The sequence below is a fragment of the Acidobacteriota bacterium genome (assembly GCA_038040445.1).
Classification (GTDB): domain Bacteria; phylum Acidobacteriota; class Blastocatellia; order UBA7656; family UBA7656; genus Onstottus_A; species Onstottus_A frigus.
This window is the reverse complement of sequence record JBBPIG010000011.1, coordinates 1-19521: the sequence shown is the minus strand read 5'-3', so window position 1 is coordinate 19521 and position 19521 is coordinate 1. Positions and strand designations below refer to the sequence as shown.

Annotated in this window: 15 protein-coding genes; 13 read left to right on the top strand and 2 right to left on the bottom strand. The window is 58.7% G+C overall.

Annotation, left to right across the window (positions count from 1 at the left end; translation table 11 throughout):
• The first annotated feature begins 135 nt into the window (after nucleotides 1-135).
• Both AABO57_13605 and waaF read left to right on the top strand, forming a co-directional pair.
• Entirely contained in the window at nucleotides 136-1173 is a 1038-nt protein-coding gene (locus tag AABO57_13605) for an NDP-sugar synthase (protein MEK6286769.1), read from the top strand.
• 157 nt (nucleotides 1174-1330) lie between these two features.
• Nucleotides 1331-2404: a lipopolysaccharide heptosyltransferase II gene (gene waaF / locus AABO57_13600; GenBank protein MEK6286768.1), complete on the top strand. Its 1074-nt coding sequence runs from the start codon at nucleotides 1331-1333 to the stop codon at nucleotides 2402-2404.
• A gap of 34 nt (nucleotides 2405-2438) precedes the next feature.
• Here the strand turns inward: waaF and AABO57_13595 are convergent, their stop codons facing one another.
• The gene (locus AABO57_13595) at nucleotides 2439-5462 is read right to left on the bottom strand and encodes a hypothetical protein (protein MEK6286767.1); all 3024 of its coding nucleotides are present in this window, start codon (nucleotides 5460-5462) and stop codon (nucleotides 2439-2441) included.
• A 207-nt stretch (nucleotides 5463-5669) separates the two neighbouring features.
• Here AABO57_13595 and rfbB point away from each other — a divergent pair, with 207 nt between their 5' ends.
• From rfbB to AABO57_13540, 11 genes are all read left to right on the top strand, one after another.
• On the top strand, nucleotides 5670-6674 hold the full coding sequence (rfbB, locus tag AABO57_13590; GenBank protein ID MEK6286766.1) for a dTDP-glucose 4,6-dehydratase: 1005 nt from the start codon (nucleotides 5670-5672) through the stop codon (nucleotides 6672-6674).
• A gap of 30 nt (nucleotides 6675-6704) precedes the next feature.
• Nucleotides 6705-7631, top strand: coding sequence for a dTDP-4-dehydrorhamnose reductase (gene rfbD, locus AABO57_13585; protein MEK6286765.1), 927 nt, complete (start codon nucleotides 6705-6707; stop codon nucleotides 7629-7631).
• A gap of 198 nt (nucleotides 7632-7829) precedes the next feature.
• Entirely contained in the window at nucleotides 7830-9107 is a 1278-nt protein-coding gene (locus AABO57_13580; GenBank protein MEK6286764.1) for a zinc ribbon domain-containing protein, read from the top strand.
• 20 nt (nucleotides 9108-9127) lie between these two features.
• The gene (locus AABO57_13575; GenBank protein MEK6286763.1) at nucleotides 9128-10411 is read left to right on the top strand and encodes a Stp1/IreP family PP2C-type Ser/Thr phosphatase; all 1284 of its coding nucleotides are present in this window, start codon (nucleotides 9128-9130) and stop codon (nucleotides 10409-10411) included.
• 93 nt (nucleotides 10412-10504) lie between these two features.
• Nucleotides 10505-13204 carry a glucosidase gene (locus AABO57_13570; GenBank protein MEK6286762.1) on the top strand — a complete coding sequence of 900 codons (2700 nt, stop codon included), beginning with the start codon at nucleotides 10505-10507 and terminating at the stop codon, nucleotides 13202-13204.
• A gap of 443 nt (nucleotides 13205-13647) precedes the next feature.
• Nucleotides 13648-14379: an ankyrin repeat domain-containing protein gene (locus tag AABO57_13565; protein ID MEK6286761.1), complete on the top strand. Its 732-nt coding sequence runs from the start codon at nucleotides 13648-13650 to the stop codon at nucleotides 14377-14379.
• Nucleotides 14380-14642: 263 nt separating this feature from the next.
• A complete protein-coding gene (locus tag AABO57_13560; GenBank protein ID MEK6286760.1) occupies nucleotides 14643-15008 on the top strand; it encodes a c-type cytochrome in 366 nt (121 codons plus the stop codon).
• Complete coding sequence (locus AABO57_13555; GenBank protein MEK6286759.1) at nucleotides 14995-15126, top strand: DUF1059 domain-containing protein; 132 nt, start codon at nucleotides 14995-14997, stop codon at nucleotides 15124-15126. The genes AABO57_13560 and AABO57_13555 overlap by 14 nt, the downstream gene beginning before the upstream one ends.
• An 83-nt stretch (nucleotides 15127-15209) precedes the next feature.
• Nucleotides 15210-15803, top strand: coding sequence for a cysteine dioxygenase family protein (locus tag AABO57_13550; GenBank protein MEK6286758.1), 594 nt, complete (start codon nucleotides 15210-15212; stop codon nucleotides 15801-15803).
• Between the two features lie 193 nt (nucleotides 15804-15996).
• Nucleotides 15997-16965: a hypothetical protein gene (locus AABO57_13545; GenBank protein ID MEK6286757.1), complete on the top strand. Its 969-nt coding sequence runs from the start codon at nucleotides 15997-15999 to the stop codon at nucleotides 16963-16965.
• A gap of 149 nt (nucleotides 16966-17114) precedes the next feature.
• Nucleotides 17115-18812 (top strand): L-lactate permease, encoded by a 1698-nt coding sequence (locus AABO57_13540; protein MEK6286756.1) that lies wholly within the window; start codon nucleotides 17115-17117, stop codon nucleotides 18810-18812.
• Nucleotides 18813-18949: 137 nt separating this feature from the next.
• On the opposite strand, the gene AABO57_13535 is transcribed toward AABO57_13540, so the two are convergent.
• Nucleotides 18950-19521: hypothetical protein (locus AABO57_13535; GenBank protein MEK6286755.1), on the bottom strand; the 572-nt coding region annotated here is incomplete at its 5' end.

Here is a 19521-nt window from a genome sequence, read left to right as displayed (position 1 = left end):
TCGCCTTTCTTATGCGTGAATCGAATTTTATCACACCGCTGGCTCGGCCCGAACCTTTGTCACGTCCGCGCGGCGGTGATAGACTTCTGCTTAATCTTAGCTCGTTACAGATCATCGACAGGAGCTACGGGTTCAATGCAGGCATTAATACTGGCGGGCGGAAAGGGCACTCGCCTCCGGCCGCTCACGATGCACACTCCCAAACCGATAGTCCCAATTGCCAATCAACCCTTCCTGCTTTATCAACTCGAACTGCTCAAGCGGGCCGACGTCCGCGATGTCATTTTGTCGCTCTCATATCAGCCGCAGAAGATCGAGGACAAACTCGGAGATGGGACCGACTACAACGTTCGTGTCAGCTACGTCGTCGAAGCGTCGCCGCTGGGAACCGCGGGCGCTTATCGAAACGCCGCAGCTTTGATAAGCGAGACGACCGTCGTGTTCAACGGGGACGTGCTGACTGACATCGACTTGAACGAAGTGATTCGCTTTCATCGCGAGCGCCAGGCTGCGGCGACCATCGTGCTGACGCCCGTGCCCAATCCGACGGCGTATGGTCTGGTTGAGACGGAGAAAGACGGCCGCGTGCGCCGCTTCCTCGAGAAGCCGAAGCCGGAAGAGGTTACCTGCGATACGATAAACGCGGGCATCTACATACTCGAGCCCCGGGTGCTGGACTACGTTCCGGAAGACGAGCCGTTCATGTTCGAGTACGGAGTCTTTCCTCAACTGCTCGAGCGCGAAGAGCCATTCTTTGCGTACACCTGGCGGGGCTACTGGCGCGACATCGGAACGGCTTCGAGCTATTTGCAAGCGAACCTCGATGTGATCGCGGGCCGAGTAAACCTTCTGCCGCCGCTGCCCTCCAAGCGGGGCGAAAAGTTCGATGCGACCGCCGAGATCGAAGCGCCTTCTGTCGTTGATCCCAGTTGCACATTGAAAGCGGGCGCGCAGATAGTCAACTCGGTCGTAAGCCGCAACTGCTACATCGAAGAGCGCACGCGAATTGAGAACTCAGTCGTGCGTGCCGGCACTCGCGTGGGCGCGGGCTCGACGGTTCAAGGCTCGGTCATAGGAAAGGGCTGTCACATCGGCCGGTCGGTCGAAGTTCGAAGCGGAGCGGTGCTCGGGGATAAGACGGTGTTAACCGATTACAGCCAGATCGGGGTCTAAACGAATTGCGGATGCGGATTGCGGATTGCGGAATGCGGATTGAAGAGCGAACACTCGCTGGGGAATTTCGCGTGTCGAATGGCAAATCCAAGGCTATCACCGCGCCAAAATCCGCAATCTGAATTCCGCAATCCGCAATCCGCAATCTGCAATCTCTATGAACCCTCAATCCATCAATCGCGTTATGATTCGGCTGCCCAACTGGGTCGGCGACGCAGTGATGGCGGCGCCGGCGCTAAGAGAGTTGCGCCGCATCTTCCACGACGCTCGAATCACATTTGTTGCGCGGCCCTGGGTGGCGGGATTGTTTGAGGGCGAGGGACTAGCCGACAGCGTAATCCCGGTTCACGACGCGCCGGGCCTTGTTCATACAGGACGCAACTTCATTCGCGAAGCGCGGCAATTGAGACGCGAGCGATTCGATCTGGCGGTGTTACTTCAAAACGCGGTTGGAGCGGCGCTGCTCGCGCGAGCCGCCGGAGCAAAGATGATCGCGGGCTATCCAACCGACTCTCGGCGAGCGCTGCTCCACTTCGTCGTCCCTTTCGAGCAGAACCACAAGAGAGCGCACCAGGTCCGTTACTATCTAAACATCGCCGCGAAGCTCGAAGAAAAACTAAGTGGCGTGAGTTGCGTCGAGATGGAAACGCTCGGGCCGCAGCTTCACGTTGGCCGCGATCAACGGGAACGCGCGCGGTTGATGTTGGAACAGTCTGGCATTCGGACTGACGCCGCGCCAATCCTCGCGCTGTGCCCCGGCGCTACAAACAGCCGGGCCAAGCGCTGGCCCGCGGAGCGCTTCGCTGCGACCGCAGATAGACTCGCCGAGCAAAACGGTTTTCAGACGGTCATTGTTGGAACAGCCGGGGATGTTGAAGCAGCAGAAGAAGTCGCGCGACGCATGCGATCTCGGGCGGCGGCGCTTGCCGGCAGGACCAACATCGCTGATTTGAAAGCCGTCCTCGCTTGCACATCGCTGGTCATATCGAATGACACCGGCACCGCGCATGTCTCGGCGGCCTTGGGGGTGCCGACCGTTGTGGTGTTCGGACCCACCGAGCACGTTTCCACGCGCCCGCTTTCAGATGCGGCTACGGTCGTGCGCCACGACGTCGAGTGCTCACCTTGTATGCTGCGCGACTGCCCGATCGATCACCGCTGCATGACTCGCGTTGAAGTAGATGATGTTTATGCCGCCGCTCAGGACCTGCTGGTCAAAGCCACCAGGTGAGCCGTGTCCAGACACAGCGTGCGAACTCTCATACTCAAGCGAAGACTCGTTCGAAGACCTTGTGTATCGCGCCGGTCTGATGGACAAACGCAAGTTCGAAGTCTTCACTAGACGACAGACCCAGCGCGCGAGTGATGTCCCCAAGCGCGATCGATGAGGCTGGCAACATCGGGCTCGGGCGATCCAAAAGCAGCCGCATCCAGTGATCGAGTCTTCTCAGGAAAGTGTAGCCCTCAAACAAGACTCGAGCCTCGTCACGATCGAGCGCACCATATTCGCCGAGATGCGCAATCAAAGCGGTCGTGCCCATCTCGGGCGGATAGTAGATCCGGTCGCGAAGCTGCAAATACCTGGTCACGAGATAAACATCGATCATTCCGCCACGGCCCCACTTTATGTTGGGCCTTGCGCCGCGCGCCTTCTCCTTCACAAGCCTTGCGCGTATGTCGCGCAACTCTTCTCGAAGCGACTCGTTTCGCGACGCCGCATCAAAACTCGCATCGCAGATCGCCTTCCGAGCTTGCTCGCCGAATTGCGAATTGCCGGCAACCTCTCGAGCTTTGAGGTAGGCGGAATGCTCCCACGCCGAAGCTCGATTGGTGATGTAGGCGAGCAAGCCGCCGAGCCCAACGGCCACCGGTCCGCTCTTGCCCTCGGGCCTGAGCCGCAGATCGGTGCGATAGAGCAAGCCTTCACGGGTGATCGACGACAGCACGCGAACAATTTGCGATATGAACCTGGCATAGAATTCGTTCGAGGTAGTCGAGCCCGAGACGGCCCCGCTCGCGCTCGAAGCCAGCATAGCTGAGGGCCACGGCTGGTCATCGTCAAACACAATTAGCAGGTCCAGATCAGACCCGTAGTCCATTCCCGCGTGTCCGAGCCTGCCAAGCCCGAGGATCGTGAACGGCAATTCTTCCGGGTTTATCCCGTCGATGCCGAGTGATTCGAGCGCGATCTCTGCCGCGATACGCAGCACGGCTTCGGCGAGAGCTGTCTGAGCCAGGTTGTTTGCGCGAAGTTGGTCATTAGTCCGTGGTCCGTCGTCCCGTCGACCGTCGTCCGTTGACCGTCGCCCGTCGCCCGTCTCCGGACCACGGACTACGGACATGTCTTGGTAACCGATCTCGATCACGAGACGGTACCAAGCGCGGCGCAATGCGTCAGGTTTCGAGGCCGCGTCTTTCTCTTTCTCAACCGCGTCGCTCAGGACGCGAATGAAATCTGCCGGTGTGTGCGCGGGCTCATCTTCGATAAGCGCGCTCGCAAGGACCGGGCGTGACACCAACAGATGTGACAGGTATTGACTGCTGAGCACTAGAAGTAACCTCTCGATCAGTCTTTCCCAGTCGCTTACGCGGACCGCCCAGCCGCTCGCGCGAATCTGATCGTTTGTGTAGGTAGACAATGAATCAGCCCACGAGCCCAGGTTGCGCAGCGCGCGCGAGGGGTTGATTGCAGAGGGCAGCGCCGGCGCAAGCACGCGCTCGATCGCTTCCCGTCCGGTGAAGATCTGTTTGGTCTGATCGGAGGCGGCATCGATTAGCTTGATCAGCCGCGCGGCAGTTTGCTGGATCAGCCGCGAAGCTTCATCTTCAGGTCCACCGGACTCACCCGGAGCTTCATCAGGCGGTTGCGGCCGAGCCACTTCTACAAACACCCGACTGTAGACGGCGCGCACCGCGGAAGCGTGGCGTTCAAGGTCGCGGATGAAGTGAGTCGCCGGATCGTCCGCTTGAGTGTAGCCGCAACGCCGGGCGAGCAGCTCCAGCCTCGGCCGAGCGGCAGGCAACGTGTGAGTTTGCGCGCCGTGCTCCATCTGCAATCGGTGCTCGACCGTTCGCAGGAAGGTGTAGGCCGCCGACAATCGCGCGCGCTCGGGCTCAGTCAGATAATGCTTTTCCGCAAGGCGCGCGAGTACGATCAGGGTTTGGGCCGAACGCACCCACGGCTCACGCCCGCCGTGTTTGAGCTGCAGCGCCTGAGCGATAAACTCGATCTCGCGAATGCCGCCTGGTCCAAGCTTGACGTTGAAGCCGCGCCTTCGAGCCGCTTCTTTTCGGTCGATCTTTTCTTTTGCTCGCCGCACTCCCTCCAGCGTGCCGGGCAGCGCATCCCGAGTGAAGATCGCGTCGCGCACCAATTCGAGGAAACGCGTCACAACAATCTCACTGCCGGCCGACGCTCGCGCGCGAATGAGCGCCTGCCGCTCCCAGTTGTGGGCGCTATTGCGGTAGTAGTCGGCCGCGCGCTCGATTTCGCTGACCGTCTCGCCGTCGCGCCCATACGGACGCAGCCTCAAGTCGATGCGATACACCGCGCCTTCGGCCGAGCTGCCGCCGATCACCTGAACTACGCGCCGAGCTACGCTGGCAAAGAACTCCTTGTTGCCGATTACAGACTCGCTGCTTCGTCCGTCTCCGGATGTTTCTCCGTTTCCTGAAAACAGAAACAACAGGTCGATGTCCGAAGCATAGTTCAACTCGCGGCAGCCGAGCTTGCCGAGCGCGACGATGGCAAATTCTGCTTTCTCGATCCGGCCGCGCCGGTCGTGAGTCAAAGGCGACCCGTGAAGGTTGACCATTTCCTGGCTCGCTCGCGCGAGACCGTAGCCGAGTATCACGTCCGCAAGGTTGGATAGCTCCTCAGTCACCTCCGACAGCGTGGCGATTCCCAGGCAGTCACGAAGATAAATTCTGAGCAACTCTCTGCGCTTGAATCGCGCCAGCCGTGTGGGGTCGTCGGCGTCGATGATTCGCGTCACGAATCGGGCGAGTTCTTCCGACAACTGCTCGGTTGATTTGACCCGGTCAAAGCCGCGCCCGCTTTCGGTCTCGAGCCATCCGATGTGTTCCGGATGGCGGAGAAGAGTTTCAGCCAGGTACGGACTATGACCGGCAAGCGTCAGCATTCGGGAGAGCAAAAGGGGATTTCGGTTGTGGTCACTGGCGCGCGCTGGACCGAGGGCTTCCAGCCGGCTCATGAATGCGCGCGCGCCTGCCGGATCGGGCAGCGTGTTGATGAACGCGTCGATGTTTTCTGACTGGCTCTTCGGCATTGCGCGAATAATTTAACACACGGTTCGGGCAGCAATCCCCCAACCGGAACCGGTTGGGGGATTGGCGCGTGAGCACCGGCGATCTGTAGGCGAGAAACCTCAGCCAGGCAGGCGGTTCGGTTCTGCACGAGGCGCAATAACGATGAGTTGATAAAAGGAGAACCGCGCGACTACAATCTGCGATCAACCATCTCTAAGAGGGAAACGATGCAGCTTTTCATAACAGGCGGCGCAGGTTTCATAGGCTCGAACTTCATCCGCCATATGCTTGCGACTCACCCCGACTACAAGATTGTAAACTTCGATAAGCTCACCTACGCCGGCAACCTCGACAACCTCCGCGATGTCGAGGCGCACGACAACTATACTTTTGTCCGTGGTGACATCTGCGACCGCAAGGCGCTGGACGCGGCCCTGCCCGGCGCCGACGCAGTGATGAATTTCGCAGCCGAGTCACACGTTGACCGCTCGATTGAACGCGCGGCTGATTTCGTCGAAACAAACGCGCTTGGGACACAGACGTTGCTGGATGCGGCTAGAGAAGCTCGAGTGTCGCGCTTCGTTCAGATTTCAACCGACGAGGTGATGGGCTCGTGCTCCAACAGCGACTACTTCACCGAAGCTTCGCCGATGCGTCCCAACAGCCCGTACGCCGCATCAAAGGCTGCGGCCGAACACCTTGTCCGCGCGGCTCACGTCACCTTCGGGTTGGACGTGGTGACAACGCGTGCGTCGAACAACTACGGCCCAAATCAGTTTCCGGAGAAGCTGATCCCGCTGATGATCACAAACGCGCTCGAGGGCAAGAACCTTCCTGTGTACGGAGACGGGTTGAATGTGCGCGACTGGCTCTACGTCGAAGACTGTTGCCGCGCAATTGACGCCGTCCTCCACGCCGGCCGCAGCGGCGAGGTCTACAACATAGGTTCGCGCGCTGAGAAAACCAACCTCGAGATTGTGCATACGCTTCTGGACTTGCTGAACCGGCCGCACTCACTGATCACCTTCGTAACTGACCGGCTGGGTCACGACCGCCGCTACGCGACCGATCCTACGAAGATCGAGACCGAGCTCGGCTGGCACCCTCAAGAGAGTTTCGAAAGCGGCATCGAAAAGACCGTCGGTTGGTATCAGAACAACGCCGAGTGGGTCGCTCGCACGCGGTCTGGCGAATACCTCCAGTACTACGAACGGATGTACGGGGGAAGATGAAGTACGATTCTGGTAATATCCGAGTCATCTATGATTGAAATAGAAAGCGCGAGCGACCCAGAGGTTAGCGCTCGCGCGTCGGTTCAAGTCGTGTTGTCCGAACCGCGAACCGCGATGATAACCGGCGCGGGCGGCTTGCTGGGGCGGTCGATGCAGTCGCGCCTAACGGAGTCTGGCTGGCGAGTCGTTGCCTTGCCGCGTAGTGACCTTGATATCACCAAAGAGGAGGATGTTCGGCGCGCAGTCGAAGCGGTTCGCCCGCACGTATTGATCAACTGCGCCGCGACCGCCGATGTCGATCGCTGCGAGGTTGAACCTGACTGGGCTTACGCGATCAACGAGAGGGGTCCGAGGTTCCTGGCTCGCGCTTGCGGTGAGTTCGGCGCGGACATCGTCCACGTAAGCACCGACTACGTGTTCGACGGATCGAAGGAAGGGTCCTACACCCAGGAGGACGAGCCAAAGCCGCTGAGCGTTTACGGCATGGCTAAGCTGGCAGGCGAGTTTGCGGTGCGCGAAGAAGCTGAGCGGTTCTACGTCGTCCGCACTTCGTGGTTGTTCGGCGCGGGCGGGAAGAACTTCGGTAGCCGCGTCGTCGAGTACGCGCGCAAGGGAGCAAGACTGAAAGGCGTGATCGATCAGACTTCGATTCCGACATACGCGCCCGACCTCGCCGCTCGCATTGAAGAGATCATCGATCTGGGCGCGCACGGTTTGTATCACGTCACCTCTACCGGCCCGGCCACTTGGTTCGACTTTGCCCGGGTGGCGCTCGATCTGGCAGGGCTGGGCGAAGTGGAGATCGAACCGGTTACCCGAGCTGCGCTGAATCAACGGGCGCCTCGTCCGCACAACTCGGCGATGCGATGTCTGGTATCTGAAAAGCTGGAGCTCGAGCCGCTGCGGCATTGGCGCGACGCTCTTGTCGAGTTCGTGAGGGAAGGCCAGATTTTCTAAAAGACGTCCGTCGCTGGGACGCCGCCTCGGTGAGATTTTAGGCTCTGGAGTTAGAGTGGAGGGGTGCCCACTGAGGGCCATCGATTCATAGCTTCAGCACATCTCGCTTTTCTGTTTCCAACTAAAATAGGCTTTGCGTATAATGAGCGGCGGGAACGGCCGAAGAAGATCCATTAAGATAAGCCCCTAAATAAGAGAATGATCACTTGTCCAAACTGTGGAGCGGGAAACAAGCCGGGGTCGTCTGTCTGTCGCATGTGTGCGACCTCGCTCGCGGGAGTCGCCGAAGCGCCAGCCGCGCGAGTTCAATCGCCCGCCTCGAGCCCCCCCGCTGCCGTCAAGCCAGACAGCCATCATCGAGAGGAGGCGAAAGCACCAGTGGAGCAAGAAGGAATAGTCTGTTCAGAGTGCAACACGTTGAACGAGGCCGGTTGGTCATTCTGCCAGCAGTGCGGCAAGAAGCTTGTTCAACCGCAAGCGCCGCCGCCTCAGCCTCCTGCTCAGCCACCTCCTCAGCGGCCGGCAGAAATACCGATTGGGCTCAAGACCGTTCCGGAAAAACGGCCTGTTATCGAGCAGAGCCCCGCGCGGAACTTCGAGACCGTCGTGGAGAAGCCCTCCCATGGATTGAGGACAAATGCGGACACTCCCACTCCGCTGGAACGTGAATTAAGAACCGTTGTGGCACAGCCGCCTCCGGTCGATCAGGAAGCAAGAACCCTCGAGCAAGAAACTCCGGTGGTCGAGCCCGAGATTCCCCGAGAGACGCCCGTAAGGCAGCCGCGGTCTGGTGCGCCAGCTACCATTCGAGAGGCGCCGGCTTCAGAGCAGCCGCCGCCAACGACCAAGTCCGGAGCTGCACCGCCCAAGGTCGTCGAGCCTCCGAGGGTTGCCGCCAAGCAGCCACCGCAATCAAAGCCTGCTGCGCCGGCTCCCACTCCGCCTGTTCACAAGCCCAGCGCGCCGGCTTCCGAAAGCAGATACGAGCCGGCGATTGAACACAGGGAATCGGTGTCCGGAGTGCTTTGCACTCAGTGCGGTCAGGCCACCAATGTGGGCAGCTCCTTTTGCGCGAACTGCGGCGCGCCGGTCACCTACGGGAAGACAATGGTGATCTCTTCGGAGCCCGCCGCTCCTCCCAAGGGCCGGCTGCATCTGGTCATGGAAGGCGGCCAGCCGGGCGACGTCTACGAGTTGAACGATGAGACGGTGATCGGACGAAGCAATGGTCAGATCACGTTCCCGCATGATGGCTTCATGTCCGGGCGGCACGCGCGAATCGAACTGCGAGACGCCAGCTTCATATTGACTGATGAAGGCAGCCGCAACGGCACCTTTATCAAGATCAAAGGAGAGCTTGAGCTCGTGCCCGGCGATACGATTCTCGTCGGCAAGCAACTCTTTCGTTTCGAGCTGGTGGACGGGGCCGGAGGTGCGCAGTCCGAGGACCCCGGCTCACTGACTAAGAAGAGGTAACACCGGCAACGGACTCCCTTATGAACGAGGTTCTAGTCTCAGTCTTTGCCCGCACGGACGTGGGAATGCATCGCAGCGGCAACGAGGATGCGTTCCTTGTAGCCGATCTAACGGCGGGCAAGGTAGGCCTCGCCCCGGACGTGAGCACCCACCAACTCGGCGAGCTCGGCAGCTTGATGATCGTGTCCGATGGAATGGGCGGCGCGGCAGCGGGCGAAATAGCCAGCGAGATGGCGGTGACTACGATTCGCGAGTCGCTTGTCGAGATGACCCCGTCGATGGACTTTCCCGAACGGCTGAAGACCGCCGCCGAGATCGCAAATGAGCGAATCTGGAATCGTTCCCAGGACGACCCGGAGCTCTCGGGAATGGGCGCGACCCTCACAGCCGTGCTCGTGCAAGGGACGACGGCCTACATCGCCCAGGTAGGCGACTCCCGCGCCTACCTCATGCGCCGCAAACAGATCAAACAACTGACAAAGGACCAGTCGCTCGCGCAGATGCTGGTCGATTCAGGCGCCATCAAGCCGGACCAGATGGACTCGGTGCCGCAAAACGTAATCATGCAGGCAATGGGAACCCAGCCCGCGGTCAAGGTAGCAATGTCCGCGGTCCAGCTCTGCAAAAACGACTGCCTGGTGCTCTGCAGCGATGGGTTATCGAACAAAGTCCCACCGGACGATATGCGCGATATGATTCAAGGCGTCGATGACCTGACCGAGGCGTGCCGCGTCCTGGTAGACAAGGCCAACGAGCGCGGGGGGGAAGACAATATTACCGTGGTTATTGCGCGCTTCGATGGAGAAGCGCTGCACTCGGCAAACGAGACCGGCTCGATCACCGGAAGTCTTAGCGCTTTGAACCAGGGTTACTCCTCCGAGTACTTCGCCGGAGGCGCGAAGTCGCTGACCTCTCCGCCGCCTGACGAGCCGCCGGCGGAGACAGAACAGAAACAGATTACCAAGATGCTTAATGTAGCCGATCTTGCTCGGTTTGGAGCGGTGGGCCCGCCTGCGGCAGCGACAGACGATACCGCGCAGTTCGAGGCGCCGGTTTTAGCTGAAGCGGCAGCGATTGATGACGATGACTTCGGCTCGCGGCCGACTGCGGAAAGACCAGCGTTTGAGGCCGCCTCGAGTGACCCGGCCACAGTTCAGACCGAGCACCCCAAACATCGATACGCCGTTATTCTGATCGTCGCGTTGATCTCGTTGCTTCTGCTTGGCGCGACCGGGTTGTTCGTTTATTCGAGATACCTGAAACAGAAACCGCCGCCGACAGACGTCCAGCAGCAGCCGGAGTGATTGGGCGGGTGACACGTGCGAGATCTGAGCTTGAAGGTCAATTTTCAATTTTCAATCCGTTCGATTCCCATCAAAGCTTCCCCTTAAGGAACGATGAACGATAATCCCGACGAAAAGACTCCTCCTCCAACTAAAGAGCATGCGCGGCTCAGAGAGAATGTCGGGCTCGTACCGCCCTGGCGTCGCTGGGGTCCCTATGTAACCGAGCGCGCCTGGGGGACCGTTCGCGAAGACTACAGTGCGAACGGCAATGCCTGGGAATATCTCACTCACGACATGGCTCGTAGCCGCGCTTATCGATGGGGAGAGGACGGGCTGGCTGGAATCTGCGACCGCTACCAGTTGCTTGTGTTCGCTCTCGCGTTGTGGAACGGGCGCGATCCGATCTTGAAAGAGCGCGCATTCGGCCTCGTACCTTCGGAAGGCAATCACGGCGAAGACGTAAAAGAGTATTACTTCTATCTCGACAGCACGCCTTCGCACAGCTACATGAAATACCTGTACAAGTACCCGCAGGCTGAGTTCCCTTACCGGCGTCTGATCGACGAGAATCGAAGCCGTGGGGGCCGAGGATTTGAATACGAGTTGCTGGACACCGGCGTGTTTGACGAAGACAGGTACTTCGATATCGTCGTCGAGTATGCGAAAGCCTCCCCCGAAGACATATGCATAAAGATCGAAGCCTTCAATCGCGGACCTGAAGACGCGCCGCTTCACATCATCCCTCACCTGTGGTTTAGAAACACGTGGGGCTGGACAAATCAGCGGAGCGCCGAGCCTTCAATATCGCCAGGTCCCGCGGGCGATGATCACCAGGGCCTGATAGCCAGCGATTGCACGGCACATATACTGAAAAACCTTGCATTCAGCTACAGCCTCGGGCCTCGCTACCTGTATGCGGACGCCGGCGCCGAGATGCTGTTCACCAACAACGAAACGAACCCGTCGCGCGCGCACGTTGTGGGATCGCCCAGCCCCGAGCCCTACTACAAGGATGCATTCCATCGCTACATCATCAACGGCGAAGCGGCAATCAACCCGGCGCGCGTGGGCACGAAGGCGGGCCTACACTATGAGCGCATGGTTCCCGCAGGCGGTTCGATTGTCCTAAGGTTGCGCCTCACTTCGGAGCAATTGGACGCGCCGCTCAAGAGTGTGAACAAAGTCATCCAGCAGCGTCTCGCCGAAGCGGATGAGTTTTACGACTTCATTCACCCGGCCAAGGCCAGTGAAGACGAGCGCCGCATTCAGCGTCAGGCGTTCGCGGGCCTGCTGTGGACCAAGCAGATTTATCTGTATGACGTGCATCGATGGATGGAAGGCGACGACCCCAGTAACCCTCCGCCCGAATCGCGGCACTCGGCTCGGAACGCCCACTGGCAGCATCTGAACTCGATGCGCATTCTTTCGATGCCCGACAAGTGGGAGTACCCGTGGTTTGCCGCATGGGACCTCGCGTTTCACACCGTGGCGCTGGCGCTTGTCGATGCCGAGTTCGCCAAGGAGCAACTGTGGCTGATGCTCTTCGAGCAGTTCCAGCATCCGAACGGCCAACTCCCGGCTTACGAATGGGAGTTCTCGGATCTGAACCCGCCAGTGCACGCCTGGGCCTGTTGGCGAGTGTATAACATGGACCGGATAAGGACCGGGCGCGCGGATCGCGATTGGTTGGAGAAGTGTTTTCACAAACTGCTGATCAACTTTGCGTGGTGGGTGAACAAGGTAGACAGCGAGGGCAACAACATCTTCGAAGGGGGCTTTCTGGGGCTCGACAACATCACGGTGATCGACCGGAGTGAAAAGCTTCAAGCCGGTGTCGTGCTGGAACAGAGCGACGCGACCGGATGGATGGGGATGTTCTGCTTGAACCTGATGCGCATCGCGCTCGAGCTTGCGAAGGAGCACAAAGTCTACGAGGGTCTTGCGACGAAGTTCTTCCAGCATTACATCTACGTCGGCGCCGCGATGAAGCACCGCGGCGGCCGCGACTATTCGCTGTGGGATGAGAAGGACGGTTTTTTCTACGACGTGCTGCGCTATCCCGACGGGAGCTTCCACAAGTTTCGCGTCCGCTCGCTTGTAGGGCTTATTCCGCTATACGCGATCGAACGGCTCGAGGTTGAGTGGATGAAGGGCTTTCCAGAGTTCAGCTCCAACCTTGAATGGTTCACCGAAAACAGGCCGGAGCTGGTGGAGCGCGTCTGTTACCACATACAGCACGAAGGAGTCGACGTGCACGTTCTGGCGATTGTCGACCAGGATCAAACCAAACAGATTCTTAAGAGACTGATCGATCCGGCCGAGTTTCTATCCGACTACGGAATCCGCAGCCTGTCGAAGTATCACGAGCAGCACCCGTATGTGTTCGGCAACAGCGAAGTGCGCTACGAACCGGCAGAGTCGGACAACAAGATAAAAGGCGGCAACTCGAACTGGCGGGGCCCGGTGTGGTTTCCAACGTCGTTCTTGATGATCGAGTCGCTCAGAAAACTTGGCAAGGCATACGGACCGCACTTCAGTGTGCCGCTCTCGGATGGATCGGGCCGCGAGGCGACCTTGACCGAGATAGCAGAAGGCATTGCCAATCGGCTGATCCGAATATTCACCAGGAATGAAGAGGGCATCCGGCCGGTCTACGGCGGGACGAAGAAGTTTCAGGAAGACCCGCATTGGCGCGACTACATTTTGTTCTACGAGTATTTTCACGGAGACAATGGGGCGGGCGTGGGCGCTTCGCACCAGACGGGCTGGAGCGCGCTGGTCGCTTCGTTGATAGATGAATGGCGCCGGTGAAGCAACTAGTGGCCTGTAGCATGCGCTTCAGTAGTAAACGGGGTATCCGCGTGAATCGGCCGAATCAAGTGTCATCCGTGGTCTATGCGGCGCGGGCAATGCGATGCTTACGAACTCATAGACCGCCGATGACGCGGGCTTGACGGATTCGCACCGATTTCGTCTATCGACAAGTAGCGCTACGCGGCAGGCCAAATAGCGACCTCCTTTCCAATGCCTGAAGATTGACACCCAAAACGTTTAGATGTAAAAGAGAGCCATCTAACGAGCCAAATGCTGCTTCTAACAGCATACCGGCCGGAATCGAATCTAAAGGATCTTGCGGGAGTAGCATTGCGGTAAGAGAGCTTGCTCGCGTGAATAACTCCGAGCTGGCGCCTCTGCGGCGGTGACGCGGCCATCAGCAGACCGAACTGGCCGCCCGGCAAGGTGGAGGTAGGGTCATGAATCGAGACTCGACATTCAGTGTAGCCTTTGTGCCTCTTTCTTCCGTTCGGCGCGCACAACATCGAATCGGTACGACGGTTCTTCATCAAGGCTGCCTGGTCGCGGCTTTGTTATTCGCGCTGCTCATTCCGACGGCAGCCTACGCTCAAGACGCTTCAGCGGAACTGCACGCGGCAGCCAAGAGAGGAGACGTCGATGCTCTGCGCGCGGAGCTTGCCAAGGGCATAGATGTCAACGCGAGAAGCGCCGACGGTAAAACCGCGTTGATGGACGCGGCATTCCTGGGCCGCCTTGATGCCGCGAAGCTGCTTCTTGAAAAAGGAGCCGACGCCAATGCAAAAGACAAGGAGGACCACACTGCCTTGATTGAGGCGGCAGGACCTGGCCACATTCAGGTTGTGCTGGCGCTGCTGGAGAAGGGTGCGAACCTGAACTCGAAGAGCAAGGATGGCTCGACGGCGTTGATTGAGGCCGCTTCAAACAATCGCGCCGAGGTTGTGAAGGCGTTGCTCGAAAAAGGCGCCGGCCTTGATGATAAGGATAAAGAGGGCCGGACTGCGCTCATACTCGCAGCCAACTGGGGTCACGCCGATGCAGCGCAGGCCTTGATCGACAAAGGCGCAAACGTGAACGCGAAGGACAAGTACGGCTACACCGCTTTGATGTACGCCAAGCGCGAAAACCACGCCAACGTCGCAGAAGCGCTTGCAAAAGCCGGCGCGAAATAGCGAAACGTTCAAGAACTCGCAGCGTTGAAGTTTCGACGGCTGGAGCGCCCCGCGCACATCATTTCGATGCTGTTGGAGGTGGGTCCTGAGGTGCTCGTAGACCGATGCGGGCTCGGCTGGAGCGGCGAGCTTGATGTTTGGTTTTTAGGCCGTGACTTGCTATCATCGGCGGTCCAAGAATGAGGCGGTACAACAGACTTTGGTTTGTGTTCATCTCATACACCAACACTACAATGACGAACCCGAGGAGAAATAGCAGCCACATGAAAAACAGCACGAAGTTCAAGGGATCGATTTCTCTAGCAGCAATAATTCTCTCGGCGTATGTTCTGACCACCGGCACACCGGCAGGCACCCCCGCCCCATATCCGGTAGCCGACGGCGCCGCGCTTTATACAGCAAAGTGCGCGACCTGCCACGGCAAGGATGGGCGTGGAATTCCGAATTGGCGCAAGAAGGGGCAGCCGGATTTCACTGATGCGGCGTGGCAGAAGTCGCATACGGATGCCCAGATCACCGAGGCGACGAAGAACGGAAAAGGCAAGTTCATGCCTGCGTTCAAGGCCAAGCTATCGGACGAAGAGGTCGCTGCCGTCGTGGCTCGCGTTCGCGCCTTTGGGAAAAAGTAGCGACGAATTAGACGAAGAGATCCTCGAGATTGCCGTTCAACACGCAGTCGGAAGTCACGGACACGAGAATACTCCCGAGCTTCGCGAGCAATTGAGATCGCTGCTGCACGACGAGTAGCCCGGGCCAGCCTTACCGCGAAAAAGAGAGACGACCGCCGAGCCGGGGTAGCGTGCGCCTCCGCCGTGGTTAGGAACTGAATCATGAGCGTTGAAGCAACCGCACGACTAGTCTCTATCGATCAGTTTGTCGCCGAGCTGTGTGCCATACCTCAGGAAGACTTTCGCGCCGGCGTGGTCTACGATTATCTAAAGCAACATCCGGTTGATGAAAGCTCCCTCGCTCAGTACCTGTTCTTCAGCAATAACCACTATACGCGCAACCTGATTTTCAAGAATGACCTGTTCGAGCTGATCGCGATTTGCTGGGATATCGGGCAGGTTTCGCAGATCCACAATCATCACAATCAGAGCTGCTGGATGGCGATTCCGACGGGCAGGCTTAGGGTGCAGAACTTCCGCGTGCTCGATCAGAACGCTTCGACCGGATACTGCAAACTGCAACCCACCGATGCGCTCGATATACACCGCCTTGTGCCTGCCGAAGTGGACGCCGCTGAACCTGTGCATCAAGTGCTGAACCTCGCCGAGTTCAATCAGCGGGCGGTAAGCTTGCACATCTACTCGCGGCCTTTCGACCGTTGTCTGGTGTATTGCCTTGAGACTGCCGAGTATCGGGAAATCCCTCTTCACTACTCCAGCGAATACGGTAAGCTTTGCGAAGGTGAAAAGCTGTGAGATGAAAGTCATCTAATGTGGCGAGTCATCAGTCCAATCATAGAATCATCGTGAGTTGAGGTGGAGCATGTCAGCTTGATCACCGCAAGGGGAAGTCGTAAGATAGCGCCCGGTCCTGATTGACGACGGTCCTTATTGAATCTCGACGTCACACGCACAGACTAGAGATAAGACTCACCGAAAGGAGCGCGCTATGCCGAACGACCCCGGTCTCGCAGCCGACACTTGCATATTCATGGAGGCACTACCAGGCGATGGAGGAGCACATAACAGCACCGACACTTGGTGGCTTAGCCCCGACATCAGCCTTAGCGGCCCCTCGGGCCCCAACATCAGTGTAGCGGTGAAACTACATAGGAAAGCTGCCGGCAGCGGCTGTACGACGCCCTTTGCCGAGAGCGTTACTGCCGAGTTGTGGGTGGCCGGTCCGTCCCTGGCGATGGCCCCGAATAATCGAGCCAGCGCGAGAGAGATTCAAAGCATCGGCACGCCTTTCCCCGCCGAGGGCGCCACCGCTACTCAGGTAATGGTGGTGAACCAGTCCCTTGGGTTTAATCGGGCTGATCCTCACAGTCCTGGTGACCTGTGCATGGTTGCGAGGTGCTATCCTGATCCTCTGACGCCGAGTGCCCAAAACTTCTTCGCGCCCGGCGACCCGCACGTCGCGCAGCATAATCTCTGCGTTGTAGCTTCCGGCGGCGGGATCGTTGTTAGTCCCCCTGTTCCCCCCGGTACGCAGAGTTCTCAGGTGGCGACCGTCAATCCGGACCCGGTCAACTCGCAAGAAGTCACGCTTCGCGCTGTGGTCGATCTCAAGCCGAACAGTTTCGTCCAGAAAGTCGTATCGGCACGGCTTCAAGGGGCACACGGCTCTAACCGGCTGACAACCGCGCCGCCGCGGAGCTTCAAATTTGTGCTCCCTGATTTTCCGAATGCAGAAGTGACCGATCGTAGCCGGCCCGGCTTGCTTAGCGCGATCCTGGCTCGCCAGCAAAGCTATGAAGCGAAGATCAAACTGGGCGCCGGGCAATTCACCGAGTTTACCTTCACGGCGACCTTGTCCGGAGCGCAGACTGGCGATGCGTACATCTTCCACCTCCGCCAAATCGGCGCTGACAACCGTGATCAAGGGGGCTTGACGCTGTTGATGGTGGCAGCATAGCGGGCGGATTATTGTAGCTGGCGGGTGTTACCTCCACGAAGTGGCTCTCCCAATTGCATTAGAGATTCGCTCCAATATTTCAAAGATAGATTCTATCGCGCGGTGTGACGCGCCCACCGCGAATCCAGCACAGTCTCGAGAAAGAGAAGATGTCGTGGACACAGGTTTATGACCCGTTCGGCGTGTGGTGGTTATCGACACTGGCGGCCGCGCTGCCGGTCGTCGTGTTGTTAGGTTTGCTCGCGATCTTTCGAGTAAAGCCGCATTGGGCAGCCATTGCGGGAGCGGCGACCGCGCTCATTGTCGCCAGTGCCGTGTTTCAGATGCCGTGGTCGCTTTCGACCGCGAGCTTGTTTTACGGCGCCGGGTTCGGCATCTTGAAAATCGCCTGGATCGTCGTTGCCGCGGTCTTTCTTTACGACATATCGGTTCATACCGGCCAGTTCGAAATAATGAAACAGTCAGTTGCGGCGATCACTCCCGATCGCAGATTGCAGGCGCTGCTGGTCGCCTTTTGCTTCGGCGCGGTGATCGAGGGCGCGGCGGGATTCGGCGCGCCGGTCGCGATAGCCGGCGCTTTCATGATCGGGCTCGGGTTCAAACCGTTTCACGCAGCCGCTCTTAACCTGATCGCTAACACCGCGCCAGTAGCGTGGGGAGCCATAGGCACGCCAGTCCACACGCTGGCTGCCGTATCGGGACTGCCCGAAGCGGATTTGAATTCCATGATAGGCCGCATTCTTCCCATCACCGCCATCATCGTTCCATTCTGGCTGGTGCGCGCGATGGTTGGCTGGCGCGAGACGTTCGAAGTGCTGCCCGCGATACTGGTCGTTGGATTGTCATTCGGCGCGACTCAGTTCGTGTGGTCGAACTTCGTAGACAGCAATCTGGTCGACATCGCCGGCGGATTGGTGTCGCTGGTTTCAACCGTAATGTTTCTTCGCTTCTGGAAGCCGCGCCGCATCTGGCGCTTCGACGATGATCCCGCGCATGAAGCTGAGGCCGCGAGCGAAGACGCTGAAGCGGCGGCCTCGGCCGCCGGGACATCCAGCGGTTCGAATTCGCGGAGGCCGGCGCAAGTCGCGCGAGCGTGGATGCCTTTCATGGTGCTCACCCTCTTTGTGTTGTTGTGGGGACTGCCGGCGATCAAGACGGCGCTCAACCAGACGTCCACTCCCGCGTTTGAGCGAGGCGGATGGGACGTGCCGGTGCTGCATCTGGCAGTGACCCGCGCAGCTCCGGTAGTTTCAAAGCCCGAGCCCGAAAAAGCGAAGTTCGACTTCAACTGGCTCTCGGCGACCGGCTCGGCTTGCTTCATCGCGGCAATCTTCGCGGGGATTCTGCTTGGTGTTTCGCCGGCGGAGCTTGCGAGAATCTTCTGGCGCACGTTGGTTCGAATGAGATTCGCGGTGTTGGCGATCTCGTTCATGCTTGGGCTTGGATTTGTGACTCGCTATTCGGGGATGGACGCTGTACTCGGGCTTGCGTTCACGCGCACGGGATGGCTGTTCCCGTTCTTCGGCACTTTTCTTGGATGGCTCGGAGTAGCGCTGACCGGCAGCGACACTTCTTCGAATGCGTTGTTCGGAGGACTGCAACGCATCACCGCCGAGCAACTAAACCTGAGTCCTATTCTAATGTGCGCGGCCAACAGCGCGGGCGGAGTGATGGGCAAAATGGTGGACGCTCAATCAATCGTCGTAGCCACAGCTGCTACGAATCAGGTTGGAAACGAAGGCGTGATATTCAAGTTTGTGTTTTGGCACTCGATCGCGCTGGCTTCGATAGTGGGTCTTATCGTAATGGCGTACGCTTATCTCTTCCCAGGTGCAATACCACATTGAGCCACAAAGGACAGTTAGTAAGGATCACAGGTCGGGAAGGGCGGTTTACCCCGCTCTCTTGTTGGTGACTGCGAAACGGAAGAGTGGGGGTAAACCGCCCTTGCCGATCTGTGATCCTGCCCTACGTCCTTCAAGGATCATTTTTGTTCGCTGACGCTCTCCACTGCGAGCACATCATGAAACGCATTTAGTCCCACGCGTTTTGGCCGTTGCGGTAATTTCACCCTGAACTCCGGCGTCGTTGAATTCCCGGTGATCCTCGCTTCGCCTAGCCGCATCCACTTGCCATCGAAATCCAGATAGATCGGTACCAGCATCTTGAAGTTCTCCGAAACTCCGCTTTGCGAGACCGTTAACTTTAGCAGTATCTTCCCGTCCGTTTCCGTGGCGAGCGTGTACTCGAGCCGGTACCGCGGCAGCTCAGTCCCGTACACCCACTCGTTGAAGAACCAGTCCATTCGCTTGTTACCGTCGAGGTCCATATTTGGCTTCATATGTTTTTCGACCACGCGTTTGAAGCTCTCAGTCGAAGCGTTCTGGTTGAAATGGGTCTTGACGAAGTCGTGCATCATGTCGATGAACCGTTGATCGCCGGTCTTGTTGTCGTACATGATCGCGCGAAGCATGTGCAAGATGTATCCGCCCTTCGGATAGACGAGCCGATACCCGCCCGGCGTCTTGAAGGTATTCAACCTGAGGCCCATCCAAA